General features: G+C 57.6%; 16 protein-coding genes. 7 read left to right on the forward strand and 9 right to left on the reverse strand.

What is annotated here, in order from left to right:
* Window positions 1-222 precede the first annotated feature (222 nt).
* Window positions 223-810, forward strand: a complete 588-nt coding sequence (locus tag EDF61_RS04285; RefSeq protein ID WP_133833365.1) for an HAD-IA family hydrolase — start codon at window positions 223-225, stop codon at window positions 808-810.
* Window positions 811-865: 55 nt separating this feature from the next.
* Here the strand turns inward: EDF61_RS04285 and EDF61_RS04290 are convergent, their stop codons facing one another.
* Both EDF61_RS04290 and EDF61_RS04295 read right to left on the reverse strand, forming a co-directional pair.
* On the reverse strand, window positions 866-1,333 hold the full coding sequence (locus EDF61_RS04290; protein ID WP_133833366.1) for an SRPBCC domain-containing protein: 468 nt from the start codon (window positions 1,331-1,333) through the stop codon (window positions 866-868).
* A 172-nt stretch (window positions 1,334-1,505) separates the two neighbouring features.
* Window positions 1,506-1,868, reverse strand: a complete 363-nt coding sequence (locus EDF61_RS04295) for an ArsR/SmtB family transcription factor (protein WP_105659237.1) — start codon at window positions 1,866-1,868, stop codon at window positions 1,506-1,508.
* A gap of 258 nt (window positions 1,869-2,126) precedes the next feature.
* Here EDF61_RS04295 and zapE point away from each other — a divergent pair, with 258 nt between their 5' ends.
* The 6 genes from zapE (at window position 2,127) to EDF61_RS04325 (ending at window position 6,835) form a co-directional block, all read left to right on the forward strand.
* Complete coding sequence (gene zapE / locus EDF61_RS04300; RefSeq protein WP_133833367.1) at window positions 2,127-3,239, forward strand: AFG1/ZapE family ATPase; 1,113 nt, start codon at window positions 2,127-2,129, stop codon at window positions 3,237-3,239.
* On the forward strand, window positions 3,236-3,877 hold the full coding sequence (gene def / locus EDF61_RS04305; protein WP_105657851.1) for a peptide deformylase: 642 nt from the start codon (window positions 3,236-3,238) through the stop codon (window positions 3,875-3,877). The genes zapE and def overlap by 4 nt, the downstream gene beginning before the upstream one ends.
* Window positions 3,877-4,728, forward strand: a complete 852-nt coding sequence (locus EDF61_RS04310) for a putative RNA methyltransferase (RefSeq protein ID WP_133833368.1) — start codon at window positions 3,877-3,879, stop codon at window positions 4,726-4,728. Before def ends, EDF61_RS04310 begins: the two co-directional genes overlap by 1 nt.
* 104 nt (window positions 4,729-4,832) lie before the next feature.
* On the forward strand, window positions 4,833-5,309 hold the full coding sequence (locus EDF61_RS04315) for an NfeD family protein (protein ID WP_105657869.1): 477 nt from the start codon (window positions 4,833-4,835) through the stop codon (window positions 5,307-5,309).
* A 55-nt stretch (window positions 5,310-5,364) separates the two neighbouring features.
* On the forward strand, window positions 5,365-6,303 hold the full coding sequence (locus EDF61_RS04320; RefSeq protein ID WP_105657849.1) for an SPFH domain-containing protein: 939 nt from the start codon (window positions 5,365-5,367) through the stop codon (window positions 6,301-6,303).
* A gap of 184 nt (window positions 6,304-6,487) precedes the next feature.
* Complete coding sequence (locus tag EDF61_RS04325) at window positions 6,488-6,835, forward strand: RNA polymerase-binding protein RbpA (protein ID WP_105657848.1); 348 nt, start codon at window positions 6,488-6,490, stop codon at window positions 6,833-6,835.
* A gap of 358 nt (window positions 6,836-7,193) precedes the next feature.
* On the opposite strand, the gene EDF61_RS04330 is transcribed toward EDF61_RS04325, so the two are convergent.
* The 7 genes from EDF61_RS04330 to EDF61_RS04360 all read right to left on the reverse strand — a co-directional run bounded on the left by EDF61_RS04330 (window position 7,194) and on the right by EDF61_RS04360 (window position 16,297).
* Window positions 7,194-7,922 (reverse strand): polyprenol monophosphomannose synthase, encoded by a 729-nt coding sequence (locus tag EDF61_RS04330; protein ID WP_105657847.1) that lies wholly within the window; start codon window positions 7,920-7,922, stop codon window positions 7,194-7,196.
* 411 nt (window positions 7,923-8,333) lie between these two features.
* Window positions 8,334-9,938: an amidohydrolase gene (locus EDF61_RS04335; protein ID WP_133833369.1), complete on the reverse strand. Its 1,605-nt coding sequence runs from the start codon at window positions 9,936-9,938 to the stop codon at window positions 8,334-8,336.
* Window positions 9,939-9,994: 56 nt separating this feature from the next.
* Window positions 9,995-12,778: a DEAD/DEAH box helicase gene (locus EDF61_RS04340; protein WP_133833370.1), complete on the reverse strand. Its 2,784-nt coding sequence runs from the start codon at window positions 12,776-12,778 to the stop codon at window positions 9,995-9,997.
* A gap of 28 nt (window positions 12,779-12,806) precedes the next feature.
* Window positions 12,807-13,673 (reverse strand): twin-arginine translocase subunit TatC, encoded by an 867-nt coding sequence (tatC, locus tag EDF61_RS04345; RefSeq protein ID WP_133833371.1) that lies wholly within the window; start codon window positions 13,671-13,673, stop codon window positions 12,807-12,809.
* Between the two features lie 9 nt (window positions 13,674-13,682).
* Complete coding sequence (gene tatA, locus EDF61_RS04350; protein WP_105657843.1) at window positions 13,683-13,898, reverse strand: Sec-independent protein translocase subunit TatA; 216 nt, start codon at window positions 13,896-13,898, stop codon at window positions 13,683-13,685.
* A 32-nt stretch (window positions 13,899-13,930) separates the two neighbouring features.
* Entirely contained in the window at window positions 13,931-14,191 is a 261-nt protein-coding gene (locus EDF61_RS04355) for a hypothetical protein (RefSeq protein WP_133833372.1), read from the reverse strand.
* Between the two features lie 102 nt (window positions 14,192-14,293).
* Entirely contained in the window at window positions 14,294-16,297 is a 2,004-nt protein-coding gene (locus tag EDF61_RS04360; RefSeq protein WP_133833373.1) for a helix-turn-helix transcriptional regulator, read from the reverse strand.
* Between the last annotated feature and the right edge of the window lie 74 nt (window positions 16,298-16,371).

Here is a 16,371-nt window from a genome sequence, read left to right on the forward strand (position 1 = left end):
TGTTTTCTGTCCTTGAAGGTAGATAGGGGAGTAGTCCGGGAACTCGGTCAAGTACTAGCCTATCTGGCTCCCGGGATACCGCCGACATCCTGCCCTGGAACATGGAGTTCCCGGTTGACGCAGCACCTGCTAGATTTCTAGGCAGGCCCTCGCTGCAGGAAAGGCACCGCATGCACTTGGCCCCAGATGCCCCAATGCGCCTGCATCTGGCAGGATTGCCCCATGATCCACGCAGTAGTTTTCGATTTGGACGGAGTGATCCGCAACTTTCCCGAGGCCGCCACTGCTGACGTTGAAATGGAATATGGGTTGCCGTCGGGCACTTTGAACGCGGCGGCTTTCGACCCTGCTCGCCTGGAAGGACTCACTACAGGTAAAATATCTCGTTTGACATGGATCAAGGAGATTGGGAAGAGCATTGGATCCACGGAAGCCGCCAACGCATGGGGTCGCATAGAGCCCGTTGTAGATCAGGATGTGCTGCAGCTACTCGACGATCTACAACGTGCAGGTATCACCACCGCCATTCTCACGAACGGCAGCGACACCATTGACATCGAACTTAAGCGGCAAGGAATCGCCACCCACGTCGCCCGAGTATTCAATTCAGCAACAATCGGTTATCCGAAGCCAGACCGACGAGCATTTCTGCACGTAATCAATGCTCTGCACCTGTGTGCAAACCAGATCCTCTTTACCGACGATTCCGCCGGGAAACTTGTCGGGGCGACCGATCTCGGGATCCACACACATCACTTTGCTTCCGCTGCGGATTTGAGGTCGGCATTGACCCGGCGCGGTGTACTCTAGCCGGATCGATCATCGTTTGGAATAACATCGAGGGGAGTGGCAAGAGGAAAGCGCCCTAGTTCTCGAATACCTCCTGATAAACGTCCCAGAATTGATCCATCGAGCGCGGAGCCCCAAGCAGGACGGCCTCCAGATACATGAGATGCGTTTCCCATCCCGCCAAGTAATTCGAGACGCCAACGCTGAGTTTGGAGTGGCTCAGCGCAAGTTCAGCTCCGAAGAGGCTCGACTGCAGAGTCAAACTAACCTCCGACACAGATTCTTCCGGAAACTTCCAGGACATCACGAGGGCGGATGCTGGCTCGACCTGTTCAATCCGGCTTTCGCAGATGTAGTTTTCCGCATGCTCGATCTGCACAGTAGAACCCACGCCAAGGCTTCCAGCGACGTGAGTTCCCAGCCAGAGTGGCAATGCCTGACGATCACTCATTGCCTGCCAAAGCCTGTCGGTCGATACGCCGAAGGACCACCTGAGATCCACAGATCCCGCCGAAGCGTCCGCGAACTTTCGAATGATGGGCATGAAAGGAGCCTGCTTCGATAGACGGGGCAGCCAGCACAAATGGCTGCAGTGAGACCCTGCGTGGGGAGTCGTGGATTTCCATTACTTTACATAATGTAGATTATCGGCTTATTCGCAATGTCGCTGGAAGTAGCCTTATTCGTCCATTTACGCCTCGGATTTCGAAGGCCGCTTACTGCTCAGCTTGTTGACGCTGATCCTGCAAATCCAGCCGATGCCTCGCGAAGTCCAGGGTCTGCCGAATGAACTCGCGCGATCGCTCATCATGCATCGAGTAGATGACATGGCGGCCGGACTTCCTCGTTTGCAATACACCGGCTGCTCGCAGCTTGGATAGCAATTGGCCGGCAACCGTTGGACTAACGCCGATCAACTGAGCCAAATCGGACAGGGAAAGATCGTCCATGGACAGCGCCCAGAGCATCTGGAGCCTTGCCGGATCCGACAAGGTTTTGAGTACCGTTGCCGACATGTCCAAAAGATCGCTGGAGACGATCTCGTCTTCAGCCGTTGGGACAATGAATTCGCTGGTCATCTCACGCGCTCCCTCTCCGCATTTCGCCCGCCCTGGTTCGATTCAACTGCTTCAACCCAGCTCTGTGGGTGTGTCCATTATGGCCACGGATCAAGATAAAGCGATAGGTATGCTCAAAATTCACAAGACTAAACAGGCTCGTAGCCATCTTTGGGAGCACTCCCCTATTTAAATCATCCGTTTCGAAATAAATCGAAGGCTTCTTGACTAGGCACTTTAACGTCGCCTCGGCACCGCAAGGCATCCCTGCAAGCTGGAATGGTGGCGATTGCATCACAGAAGATTGGCCGCGTCTGCGCTCAGTGGCAAAATTTAGATATGGCTAATCCGTTGCTACGCATTCCCCACGGGAATAAGTACGCTCTTCAGATCCGCGAAGCTCTCAAGCTGCAAGGTATCGAAGTTGACCCGGTTCAGAGTGATCTGATCGACCTTCTAGGACGTACTTTGCGTACGACGATGACGGCAAAGCACCCTGGCGTCTACATTTATGGCCCTCCTGGTCGAGGCAAAACCCTCATCATCAATACCTTGGTCTCGGTGCTGCCTGAAACCACGACAGCGCGCTTCCATTTCCACGAGTTCTTCCAGCGCGTAAATTCCCCGGTCAACCGTGTCCCGGGCCAGCCGCTGGGCGCGATTTTCTCGCAAGGGCTTGAGCGCGAGCTCGCTGGACTGCAGTTGCTGGTCTTCGATGAGTTCCATTGCACCGAACCTGGCGACGCGATGTTCATGGCCAAGCTCATTCGGCATTGCACGGAACACGAGATCCAGCTGGTCACTACGTCGAACTACGGGCCGGAGAAGCTGCTTGACGATGACACTTTCCATCACCTGGTTCAGCCAATTATTGACCGGATCCAACGGGACTTCACTGTATTCTCACTGGATCATTCGGTGGACTACCGACAGCTCGCCGCCGATCCCGAGCAGGTCTTGGACGGGTATCGGAGAGGCACGCTAAATCTCTTCGAAGCACCAGGAGAACTGCCGGTCCACGATACGATGATCCAGATCGGCTACGACGAAATCGGGCCAGTCCACGTGAATGCGTATGAGATCTGGATCAGCTTCGATCAGATCTGCCGAACCCGCCGCAACACTGCCGACTATCTGGATTTGGCAAGCCGGTATTCGCGCTGGCATATAACCTGCATCCCAGCTAGTGCCACCATGCCAATGGATGAGGAACGCCGATTGGCGAATCTTATCGATATCTTCTACGACAAGAACGTGGAAGTCCATCTGTACGCCGCAGACAATCTGGGCAATCTTGGACACATGCTGCATGACACTGAAAAGGCCCGACTCACCTCGCGCCTGGCTCAACTTCAGCTCAACGAATACGAACGGACTAGCGCTTGCCGATGAACACCGAGTACACCGCACAGGACATCGAGAATATAGTTCGAGAAGTCCTGGAGACTGCAGATGAGAACCTCATACTGCCTATTGTCCAGCTGGGACATCCCGTTCTCCGCCAGCAGGCGGTGGCCTACGAGCAGCAGCTTCCGCAGGAACTGCTCGAAGAACTCCTTGAAGCAATGCGCCAGACCATGTACGACGCCCCTGGCGTAGGACTCGCCGCTCCTCAGGTGGGTATCCCCCTGCAGATTGCCGTGCTCGAAGATCTCTATCCCATTCCGGAGGAAGCTGCCTCGCACAGAGAGCGTGAGCCGCTGGAGTACTTCGAGATCTTCAACCCCGTATATACGGCATCAACAGAGCGCGCGGCAGTCTTCTACGAAGGTTGCCTGTCTTTCGAAGGATTCCAAGGCGTAGTGAGCCGGGCCGCCGATATCACCGCCACTTATAAAGATCGGGACGGCCAGGAAATAACTCGAAGCTTCTCCGGTTGGCAGGCCCGCATTGTCCAGCACGAAACTGATCATCTGTCGGGCACTGTCTATATCGACAAAGCACTTACCCGCTCCTTGATTAACGAATCCGAACTGTGGCGCCATGAAAGCATGGACGTTGCAACGGCACAAGAGGTTCTGAAATTCTAATGTTCTCCGGCACCACGAACGTTACTTGCCCGGTCTGCGAGCAACCCCTTGGCTTCGAGGAATCTCGGGATAGAACCCTGAGTTGCGAAGCCGGGCATCGTTTTGATGCTGCCAAACAGGGTTACTTCAACTTCCTTACTGGCAAAGGAACGAACTTCCTCGAAGACACCTCGGCCATGGTCCAAGCCCGCGATGCTTTCCAGTCAAAGGGACATTATGAGCCTCTGGCGCGCGCGCTGTCCGAGCTGATCAATGATCATCACGACGGACATTCGCTTGACGTGCTGGATGCGGGCGCAGGTACCGGCTACTACCTGGGGAAGATTCTAGAGAACTCTCCTGCTGCTGAACTTGATGCTTTGGCTCTGGACATCTCCCGCTTTGCCATGCGTCGTGCCGCGAAGGTTCCAAGCACGCTCGCTGTGGTCTGGGATGTCTGGCGCAAATTGCCTACTGCCGACCGATCACGCGATGTGGTGATCAACTGCTTCGCACCGCATAACCCGGCAGAGTTCCAACGTGTACTGCGTACTGGTGGATTATGCATTGTCGTGACCGGCGAACCAGATCATCTCAACGAAGTCGTCGACCCGCTGGGCATGCTCACCGTAGGACAGGGCAAGCAAGCCGCCTTGGTGGAAAAATTTGCGGCTGAAGGCCTTAATCATCGCGGATCCAAGAATCTGACATATCGGATGAACCTGAATGCGGACGATCTCTATAACCTTGCATTCATGGGTCCGTCCGGGCACCACCTCTCCCCTGAAATTCTTCATCAGCAGACGCTGGCGTTGGGTTCCCAGCCTGTAACAGCTTCCTTTGGAGTACACGCATTCGTCACGCAGGGCTAGAAGATACCCCAAAATGACTACACCTTTTATCTGCCTTCTACGGCAGAATGTAGGAAAGACCAGTTACGACTGGTCAATGTCCTAACAGAATTTAGGTGAATGCCATGACAACAGCCGAATGGATCATCAGCAACGCTTGGGTGATCTGGCTGGCACTGTTCTTGCTGCTGGCGATCATCGAGATGCTTTCTCTTGATCTCTACTTCATCATGCTCGGCGTAGGTGCCCTTGGTGGTGTAGCGGTCGCACTGCTCAGTGGACCCATGTGGTTGCAGGTCCTTGTATTCTGCGTCATTTCATTGTTGATGATCTTCCTGGTTCGACCTATTGCCGTCAAACATTTACGGAAATCACCCGAGGGCTTCCGCACCAATATCGAGCGATTAATCGGTGCGGATGCACTTATTCTCGAGCCGACCTCGCGCATGTCGGGTTCGGCCAAGATCCGTGGAGAGATCTGGACCGCCCGTGCTGAATCCAGCGTTCCGACCATGAATCCCGGCACCTATGCCGTGGTTTCACGTATCGACGGGGCAACTGCATACCTCACCGCGAAGTCCCCTGACCCTGCTAACGGCTAGCTAGCCTGACGCCCCCAAATTCATCACTACTGCACAAGGAAAGAGAGTACGAACCATGAATTCAGATGGCTTTGGCTTGACTATTGTGCTTGTCGTTCTGGCAATCTTCGTGATTGTCGTCCTACTGCGCAGCGTGCGCATCGTGCCGCAGGCACGTGCTGGCATCGTTGAGCGCCTCGGCAAGTACAACCGAACCCTAAATCCCGGTCTGACAATCCTGATCCCCTTTGTGGATCGCTTGCTGCCGCTGCTGGACCTGCGTGAACAAGTTGTTTCCTTCCCGCCGCAGCCAGTTATTACCGAGGACAACTTGGTAGTTTCGATTGATACCGTGGTCTACTTCCAGATCACCGAGCCGCGTGCCGCGACGTATGAAATCGCTAACTACATCCAGGCCGTAGAACAGCTGACCACCACTACGCTTCGTAATGTCGTCGGTGGCCTGAATCTGGAAGAGGCCCTGACTAGCCGCGACCAGATCAACGGCCAGCTGCGTGGTGTCCTTGACGAGGCAACCGGCAAGTGGGGCATCCGTGTTTCCCGTGTCGAGCTGAAGGCTATCGATCCACCTCTGTCCATCCAGGACTCGATGGAGAAGCAGATGCGCGCCGAGCGTGACCGCCGTGCTGCCATCCTGACCGCTGAGGGCACCAAGCAGTCCTCCATCCTTACTGCCGAAGGCGCACGCCAGGCTTCCATCCTCGAAGCCGAGGGCGATGCACAGGCCGCAATCTTGCGCGCTGACGGCGAGTCCCAGGCCATCCAGAAGGTCTTCGATGCAATTCACGCCGGCAAGCCGGACCATGAGTTGCTCGCCTACCAGTACCTGCAGACTCTGCCGAAGCTTGCCGAAGGCACTTCGAATACCCTGTGGGTGATTCCAAGCGAACTGACCGAAGCACTCAAGGGCATCGGCGGAGCGCTGGGCGGCAACGGATCGGGCAGCAAGCCTGCCACTCCGGAATCGCCATCGGCCCCAGGTAGCAACCTGTAGCAACAGCTGGTTTAGAACCGATTAGCCGTCTGCGGCGAGGTGCATACAATGCACCTCGCCGCAGACGCGTATAATGGATGTTTTGGCACCAAGAATTATCTTCACCTCTAGTCGGAGGGAATTATTTCCGAGTGCCAAACGTTGGTACGTGTAGCGAATTCTTCAATCATCGCGGAGGGAAAACATGAGCGATCGCAGCCTACGAGGCATGCGCCTGGGTGCACAGAGCATGGAATCTGAGGCAGGTGTGGAGCCGGCTGCCCGTCAGCGTGTGGAATACCGTACCGAAGAGGGCGAGACCGTCTTCGTCGTCTTTGCTGCCGAAGCTGAAATTCCAGCAACCTGGCACACCAAGACCGGTAAGGAAGCCAAGCTCGTCCACGGCGAAGCCAAGGCCGAAGAACCGGGCAATGAAAAGCCTGTCCGTACCCACTGGGACATGCTTCTTGAGCGCCGTTCCGAAGAAGAACTGGAAAAGACTCTGGCAGACCGCCTCCAGCAGCTGCGCGCTGCTCGCGGGGAAACTGCCTAATCTCCCCCACGCACGGTTCCATGCTGCCTTAGCATGGCCGTAGGGGCTTGGTTGAGGGCTGGGTTTGATGACCAATGGTTATCAAACCCAGCCCTCACTCTTTTGCCTGTCTGCTATGGGGCTCAAAGACCACGCCCAGTATTTTCAACTGCGTCAAAGAGCCTGCATGAAATTGCGCGGCCAGCGCCGCCGGCCTAAGCAGCTTCGTAGAAGCTATCTTCATCCTGCACAGTCCGCCTTTGGGGCGGTGGGCTGGTTTGTATTTCACTGCCTGCCCGAGACCTGATGATGATTCCTGGTTAAACGAACTGGCGTGCAACGATCCATCGTTGCACGCCAGTTCGCTTAACCACGGGTATTACTTCTTGGAAGTCAGCTTCTTCCACCGGGCGCCCAAGCCCCAGCGGGTGACATTCCACATTGCTTCGAACACAATGTTGCCGCTCATCTTCGACGCGCCCAGTTCGCGCTCTACGAAGGTCACGGGAACTTCAACGATCGTCTTGCGCAGCATGGCCACGCGGAAGGTCATGTCCACCTGGAAGCCGTAGCCGCGCGACTCAACGGCGTCAAAATCGATTGCTTCCAGGGTTTCGCGCTTGAAGGCGCGGTAGCCTGCGGTGATGTCGCGCAGAGGCAAGCCCAGCATGGTGCGCGAGTAGAAGCTGCCGCCGCGCGAGATGATCTTGCGCAGCATTGGCCAGTTCACGACTTCGCCGCCCTTGACCCAACGCGAACCGATTACGAGATCTGCGCCCGCGGCACTGGCTTCCAAAAGGCGTGGAAGCTGCTCTGGCATATGCGAGCCATCGGCATCCATCTCTACCAGTACGTCGTAGTCGCGAGCCAACGCCCATTCGAAACCTGCAATGTAGGCGGCTCCCAGGCCATCCTTGCCGGTACGGTGCAATACGTGGATATTCGAGTCCTCAGCAGCCATCTTGTCTGCAAGTTCTCCGGTGCCGTCAGGCGAGTTATCATCAACGATCAATACATCCGAGTCAGGAACTGCGGTACGCAAGCGTCCTACGGTCAGCGGGAGCGACTCCAGTTCGTTGTAAGTCGGAATGATTGTAATGACGCGCACGCGGCGGCACCTTTCTGGGTATACAACACAAAGCCTCTTGCCTGCTCGGCGTCGACTGCATGGCTTATGCAGGACACCGGGTCGAAAAGAGTTAATCCAAACTCAAAGTATAGTCATCATTTGCCAATCAGCGCGCTGGAGACACCGCATTAACGAACGATCCTCAGTGACTTCGGCCCTATTCTCCACGCCGAAAGGCACAGAGAATGTTATCTAAGGTCACTGAGGATCGTTGTTTAAATTGCGTAGTTTCCAACGCAATGCATGTGCATCTCGAAGAGGCGCTTAGACCAGCCTAGTGGGTACCCCACCTAGGCTGTCAACCATCAAATGACTTCACTCTTTACCTAGACACCACTAGTCAGGGCAAATTTTGCGAATTCATTCTGCTTATTGAGCATCTGTTTCGCTTTAAGCCGATTCGCTTGGCTCAAGGGTATTGAAAAGCGTGATTCCAGCGCGTACTGTACGCAGGCACTGCGGAATTTCCTCATCAACGACCGGAAGCATCGGAGTTCCAGCTCGTGCATCGGTACTCCAAGAACTGATTCGGACGTCCGGAGTTTGCACAGCAAGTTCAGAGGCAGTCCACACTGCAAAAGTCGCCGGCGCGCCGATCACGAGCTGCCCGGCGAACGGGTTCATCTCGCCCATGGCGCGGTAGGTGGATCGGGTTTGAGCCAAGAAGGCCGCACGAGCCGAAATGCGAGCCTCAGCATTCGTCATGTTCATGCCGGCGCGAACAACCTGCCAGCCATCAACCTCCGTTACCGGAGCATCAGAGCCAAGCACCATTGGCACACCAGCCGAAAGCATAGCGGAGAGGTTGTTCATCGATGCTGCGCGCTCCCCCAGGCGCTGCGCGTACATGCCGTTCGAGCCGCCCCACGCATGGTCGAAGACCGGCTGCATCGAAACCATGATGGCGTACTGCAGCAAACGGGCCCGCGAGTCTTCATCAACCATCTCGACATGCTCCAGACGGTGCCGGCACATCTGCAGCTTAGCTGCCCCAATCTGCTCAGCAGCCAGGTCAAAACCTGCCAACACCTCGTCCAGGGCGCCGTCTCCGATCACATGGAACGAGGCCTGGATCCCCCGGGAACTGCAAGCGACCAGGTGGGCCGCAATTTCGTCACGCTTCAGGTACAGGGTGCCGCGTTCGCCCGGCTGATCGCTGTAGTCTTCGCGCAGGTACGCCGTGTGGCTGCCTAGCGAACCATCCACGCGAAGATCGCCACCCAAGCCCAGCACCTTTCCCGTTGGGAAGGATGCGACCAGCTCCTGGGCGATGTCTGCATCGCTAACCAGTTCGCCCCAGTAGGCATGGACTTGCGGCAGTTCAGGGTTGTCGATGGCCAGCAACTGCTCCAGCGCCTCTCGGCCCTCAATATGCGGGGCCGCCATCTCCACAACGCTGGCGAAACCACGCGAGGCGTAGTGCTCCAGTGCCAGGCGCTGGTATTCCTGTTCGGCCTTCTGCGTATTGGTGAGGGCTTCACGCACGGCGTCGTGATCCGCACCAGAAATGATGCCAGCGGCGAGGTGGCCCAGGTCCAGCAGATCCAGCAGTTCCCGATTGACCAGGGCACTGTGCACATCGCGACGCGCCAGGTAATAGCCGCGGCCTTCCACGGCACTGGTCAGGTCGGTTTCCGCGGGCAGCTGCTGGTCAGCCCAGTTCGAGTTGTCCCACCCCTGAGCCAGGACCAGCTTGGTCGACTTCTGCGCCTGCTCGGCGACGAGGGAAAGCAGCGAAGAAGCCGAGGTTGCTGCACCCAAATCGGCTCCCGAAAGGGTGCGGCCCAAGGCGGCAAGGTGCGTGTGGGATTCGACGAACGCCGGGGTAATCAAACCACCATTGAGGTCGACCACTTCGTCGACGGCAGACGCATGGCGCTCGGCGGCGTCCTCGCCGCCCAACCATGAAATGGTGTCGCCGTCCACCACCATTGCGGTAGCAAATGGATCGGCCGCTGAGTAGATGGACCCGTTTCGGTAGAGTGTTTTTGCCATCAGCGTCTCCCTTTTCTCGTGCACTGGCTAATAAGATTTTCGGCTGGACCTGCTGGCTATTCCAGCACGTTCGAGTAGGCCACTACACCGCGCTTGATCTGGTCTACTGCCTTGTAGGCATTGCGAACCAGCAATGGCGGAAGGTCGCTATTCTTTGCGAACTGGTCCAAGGTGTCGATGACCTGCTTGGCCCAGCGCACGAAGTCACCCGGTGCCAGATCGGTACCGCGCAGCGCGCTGTTCAGGCTCGAACCGCGGGCCCACTTGTACATTGGCCAGATCAAACCGGATTCCGGTGGAGCGGTCGGGTCAAGGCCCAAGGCCTCTTCAGCGTCCGATAGCTCGCCCCAAATCTTGATGGTGCTATTCCAGATGTCATCGATCTTGCCCGTTGGCATTTTCGGATCGGCACGGTCCCCGTCGCGGCGTGCCTGGTAGACCAGGCTGGCGACAACCGCGCAGAGTTCTTCCGCATTGAGCTGCGTGAGCTTGCCGGTCTCCAGGATTTGGCTGGTGAGCAGATCGCGGTCGCCATAGATGCGGCGCAGGCGGCGGCCCGAGTCGGTCAGCGCGAAATCTTCGCCGCCCTCGGAAGGCACGAGGTATTCGAACTGCTCGAGCACTTTGCAGACCTTGTCGAACTGCGTGGCAATGGTATTGGTTCGCCCGCGGATGGCGCGACGGGCCTTGTCCGTGTCCTTCTTCAGCTTCCAGTACCTGTCGGCCCAGCGCATGTGCTGGTCCTTCTCCGAGCAGGCGTGGCAAGGATGGTCCTTGAGCTCCAGGCGCAGTGCGTTGATTTCACGCTCGAAGGAATCCGAGCCTTCGAAATCAAAGCTCTGGGCGTCCTGGCGTGGAGGACGCGACTCGTAGATCGCGTTGCGCAAGGATGAAGCAAGGTCCCGGCGCTCCTTCGGTGTGCGCCCGTTGAATCCCTTGGGAATCTTGATCCGCGAAATAATCTGCACTGGTCCGTTGAGGTCTTCCACCGAGAGCCGGCGAAGCTGCGCTTCTTCGGTCAGCACGGTGTGTCGCGGGTTGTACATGGCCTTATCAAGCTCGACGACCACGGCGCGGCCGAAGCGGCGGCCACCTGGCAGGTCCACCACGTCGCCGCGGATCACGGCCTGCAGGGACTGCTCAGCTGCCGAACGGCGCTCGTGGCGGCGGTCCTTCGCAGCGTTCTTCTCGACCTGGGCCAGGTTTCGTTGGAGTTTCAGGTACTCGGTGAAATCTCCGAGATGGCATTCCATCGATTTGGCGTAGCCGGCCAGGGACTCTTCCTTGGAACGCACCTGGCGCGCCATGCCCACCACCGAACGGTCCGCCTGGTACTGGGCAAAGGAGGTTTCGAGGATTTGACGAGTCTGTTCACGGCCAAACTGCGCCAGCAAGTTGGTGGACATGTTGTAGGTCGGACGGAACGAGGAATTCAGCGGATAGGTTCGCTTCGAAGCGAGTCCTGCCAAGGATTCCGGTTCCAGGTCGGGGTTCCAGACAACAATTGAATGGCCTTCGACGTCAATGCCGCGGCGCCCGGCACGGCCGGTGAGCTGGGTGTACTCCCCCGAAGAGATCTGCACGTGGGATTCGCCGTTGAATTTGACCAGTTTTTCCAGCACGACCGAGCGTGCTGGCATGTTCACGCCCAGTGCCAGGGTCTCGGTTGCGAACACCACCTTGATCAGGTTGCGTGCAAAGAGGTCTTCAACGATTTCCTTGAAGATCGGGAGCAGGCCGGCGTGGTGGGAAGCGAAGCCGCGAACCAGACCATCGCGCCAGGACCAGAATTCCAGAACGTCCAGGTCTTCGCTGGGGATCCGGTAGGCGACTTCATCCAGCGCTTGCGCGATCTCGGCGGCTTCTTCATTGGTCGTCAGGCGCAGGTCAGCCATGGCGCACTGCTGCACGGCCATATCGCAGCCCTTGCGGGAGAAAATGAAGAAGATAGCTGGCAGCAGAGCAGCCCGGTCAAGCTTCCCGATAACCGCTGGACGGTTGATGCGGTGCCCCATGCCTGAACTGCGCTGGGGGCCGCGGCCGCCGCGACCCCGGCCGCGCTGCACTCGGCCGCCAGGGCTGTGGGAGCGTACGAGTTTTCGCAGTTCGGGGTTGACCGAGGCCTTTGAATCGTCTTCAGCCACCTTGTCGAAGGCTACGTCTTCGGCAAACAGGTCCACCACGTTAGGGCCGACCATGACGTGCTGGAAGAGCGGCACCGGGCGATGCTCGGAGACGATGACATCGGTCTGGCCCCGGACGGTATCCAGCCAGCCACCGAATTCCTCGGCGTTGGACACGGTTGCCGAGAGTGAAATGATCTGCACGTTGGACGGCAGATGGATGATGACTTCTTCCCATACGGCACCACGGAATTTATCGGCGAGGTAGTGGACCTCATCCATGATCACGTAGCCCAAGCCGTCGAGGGTTTGGGAATCCGCGTACAGCATATTGCGCAGCACTTCGGTGGTCATGACGACGATCTGCGCTTCGGAGTTGATGGAGGTGTCGCCGGTCAGCAACCCGACCTTCTGCGCTCCATAGCGATTGACCAGTTCCGAATACTTCTGGTTGCTCAGCGCCTTGATGGGCGTGGTGTAGAAAGCCTTGCGGTTCTCGCCTAGAGCCTGGTAGATGGCGTATTCGCCAACAACAGTTTTTCCGGCGCCGGTGGGCGCAGCGACCAGTACGCTGTGCCCTTCTGCGACCTTCTGGCAAGCTTCGGCCTGGAATGGATCCAGGTCGAAGGAGATGCTTGCCCGGAATCCAGGAAGTGCAGTGCCGTTTTCGACCTGCCGTGCCTTGGAATTCGCGTAGCGTTCCGCGGGTGAAGTCACTTGTGGTCGTTCACTTTCTTGCCCTGGTTCAGAGCTGGGATTTAGGTTCGTCAATCGAGCTAGGGGTTTCAATGCCAGAAGTTTCACCAGCTGCTAGGCGTTCATTCTCGGCTTCCCGTGCCGCCAGCTTCTTTGCGCGCTTCTTGTCGTTGAAGTGGCAGATCAAGGTGGCAACGGCGAAGGTGAGGAACAACGGTCCAGCCAACGCGAACATGGTGATTGCATCGCCGCCTGGTGCTGCCATAGCGGCAACCAGGGCGATGAGGAAGACGGTGATACGCCAGTTCTTCAAGATGAGCTTGGCTGGCAGGACGCCAACCATGTTCAGGCCAACCATCAGTACCGGTACCAGCATGGCCAAGCCGAATGCCAGGAGCAGGCGGAAGATAAACGGCAGGTACTCGGAAATGTTCAGCAGGTTATCCGAGTTCTCCGGCGACAGGCTAATGAAGAATTCCAGCGCAAACGGAAGAACGAAGTAGGCCATCGCCACGCCGCCAAGGAACAGCGGAACCGCGGCTGCTACGAAGCTGTAGCTCAAACGGCGCTCGTTCTTTTTCAGTCCCGGCACGATGAATGCCCACAGCTGGTAGAGCCACACCGGCGAGGAAACGATCAGGCCGACGAACAGCGCCACCTTGATCATGATGTCGAAGGGTGACATCACCGCGGTGAACACTACCGAGCCGCCGGCAGCTTTCACGGGTGCGATCAGCAAGGCAAGCAGCCAGTCGTATACGAAGAAACCGGCTACCGTGCCCAAGGTCAGCGCGATGAGCGACTTGAATAACCGGTTCCGTGCTTCAATCAGATGCTCTTTGAGAGCCATCCGACCTTCTGCGTCCTTGGCCCGCTTCTTCTTGCTGTGCGGGTTCTTGTCTTTATTTGTTGCCACTGAAGAGGTCTACGAGTTGTTCTTTTCGTTGGGGTTCGGATCATTGATGGTGCCATCAACGGTTTCAGATTTAGGATCATCATCCTTCATCTGGCGAACCTCGGACTTGAAAATGCGCAGCGACTGGCCCATCGAGCGAGCCAAGCCTGGAAGCTTTGGAGCGCCGAAAAGCAGCAGTGCAAGCACGATAATGATGACCAAATGCCATCCCTGTAAGCCACCCATGTGGATTCCCTTCTCTCTATCTAAAGTCTACGTCAGAACAAGCCAAGATCGCGCATGTTCTGAGCTTGGCCGCGCTGTGCGCGACGTGCGACGCGACGAACTCGACGCGCCTCGATTCTTTCAGCTTTGCCCTTATCGCGAAGCTTTTTGATCTTCTCCGGATCCGCGTGCGTGGCATCGGTTCCGTGCGGGTAGCGACGAGGGTTCGCAGCGTACTCGACGACGGTGCCCTCCTGGCTTAAACCGGCGCTGATGTGATCCGCAGCGTCGCCCAGGCCCTCGACGACAGCCATTCCCCGTTTGAACAAACGGAAGCCGGCAAGTGCCGCAACAAGTATTGTCGCCAAAACGAGCACAGTCCACAAAAGTACCCAAAACCACCAAGGAAGCATCTATTAATCCTCATACATTGCGATAGCCTCGTCCAACCAGTTCACTACCTGTTCGCGCGTAGCGTCAGGAGAGACCACAGTCAGTTTACCGCTATGGCGAGCCACGAGCGGCGCAGCTACCTGGTGATCCGAGAACCGGACATTAGCCAGATACCCGGTACCGACCTTTCCCGTGGACCAGGAAAGAGGATGGAAAGCTTCGATAGCCGGCAAGATCTCGGCGTCTACATAGACCATGACCTCTAAGTCATCGTCGCTGGAGGCATACCGGATCTGGACATCTTGCTGGTCTTCATGCCGAACCGCCAGCTCGAATTGTTCACCGGCAGTTTCCACACTTAACATCCGGTCCACCCGGAAAGTTAATAGGCTCTGGCGCTTTCGGCACCAAGCCCGCAGGTACTGCACCGCTCCGTCTTCAATGAGCCGGATCGGTTCCACATCGCGAACCTGGTGAGTTCGCGAACGGGCCGAGTAGTAATCGATGCGCACGACGTCTTGGGAACGAATCGCCTGAATCAGCTGCTGCGGAATATCGTTCTCGCGCGCCTTGGACAGTGCGAAGCCCAGCGCCCCGCTCCAGCCGTCAAAACGGGCCACCGCGGAATTCACCTTGGCCAGTGCCGCATCGAGCACCTGCTGGTGCTCGAACTCGGGAATGCTTGCCAGGGCGTTGAGCCCGCCGAGCACGGCTACAGCTTCCAGCGGCGCCAGCTTCTGCGGCTCGGCCAGCAGGGCTGCATTGGAGATCGTAACGGTATCGGATTCAACGTCGCCGTCATTGACGTTGATCAGTTCGTCATGCTGGCCGTACGGGACACCGCACATCATGATCATGGCCAGCTCTTCACGAACCTTGGCAACGCTCATGGAGTAGCGTTCTGCCAGCGCTTCTATTTCTACGGCACCATGGGCGTGCACATACTGGATCATGTCGATATTTCGCATGACCTGAGTCGTGGTGGTGCCACGGCCGGTGGCGCGATGCGGACGGAACTTCACCTCTGCGTAGGCATCCTGGTTGCCCTGGCTGGTCTGGGAGCTGCGCGCGTCGCGCAGGATCCGGCGCACCTGGGCCACCAGTTCGGAGGGTCCCAGGACTTTCACGGCCGGACCATAAGCTGCCAGCTGCTGGGCAAATGAATGCGGATCCGCATAGCCGATCTGCAGCTCGTCCTGATCGCTGCGGCCATTTACTGCCTGGGCGCGCAGCGGGATTGCTTCATCGCCCAAGAGCCGCACCGTTGCCACCAGTCCCGGATTCTGCAGGTCGAAATCCTGCAAGACCTGGGTCGTGTCGAAATCCTGGGGACGGGCGTGGTACTGCCCGTCGGCGTTAGCGCCGCCATGCCGGTAATTCGTGAACTTGCCCTGAACCCGCGAGAGGCGGAAGACACGGGTATCTTTCCGCGTGTGGTCATAGCCGGTGAAGTACCAGTTGCCGTAGCGCTGCCCGATCCCCCACACATCAACAATCCGTTCGCTCTGCGCACCGCCAGAGGACGTATAGGCGAACTTGAGCGTGTTGCGGTTGAAGGCTGCCAGGGCGCATTCGCGGAAGTTCGGTTCATCCATGGAAAGGCGTGGGACCAATGAGCCGGCCAACGGAGCGACCGGCGAGGCCACGCCATCATGGCCGGTGACTCGGGCCGCGGCATTGAGCCCCAATGACTGGAGCTTGGTGTCTTTCCAAAGGCTCGCGGCCAATGCGACCAGGCCGGCTTCTGCGGGGCTGAATTCCACCGGCGGCAAGAACCACTCGGTCGTGTCGATGCTGTAGTACGTAACATCGTCGATTACTTCTTTGTCCAGCTGCAGCCCGAAGTCATTGCGGATATCGTCCTTGAGGCGATCCAGCGCCTTCTCTCGGGTCTCCTTGGTACCGCCTGGCACCAAATAGGATCCAATGCGGTCGGCGTTGAACTTCCGTGATTTAGTTGCCAGCGCATAGATGAGGCTGGTCAGGCGTTCTGCCTTGCTGGGTCCTGGGGATTGCTTTGTGCTCACGTGCCTAGACTAACCAACTTTCGCCGATAAGGATGACTTCTGGGACAGCAATGGCCCCGATTATTTAATCGGGG

This window comes from Arthrobacter sp. JUb115, from assembly GCF_004365035.1.
GTDB lineage: Bacteria > Actinomycetota > Actinomycetes > Actinomycetales > Micrococcaceae > Glutamicibacter.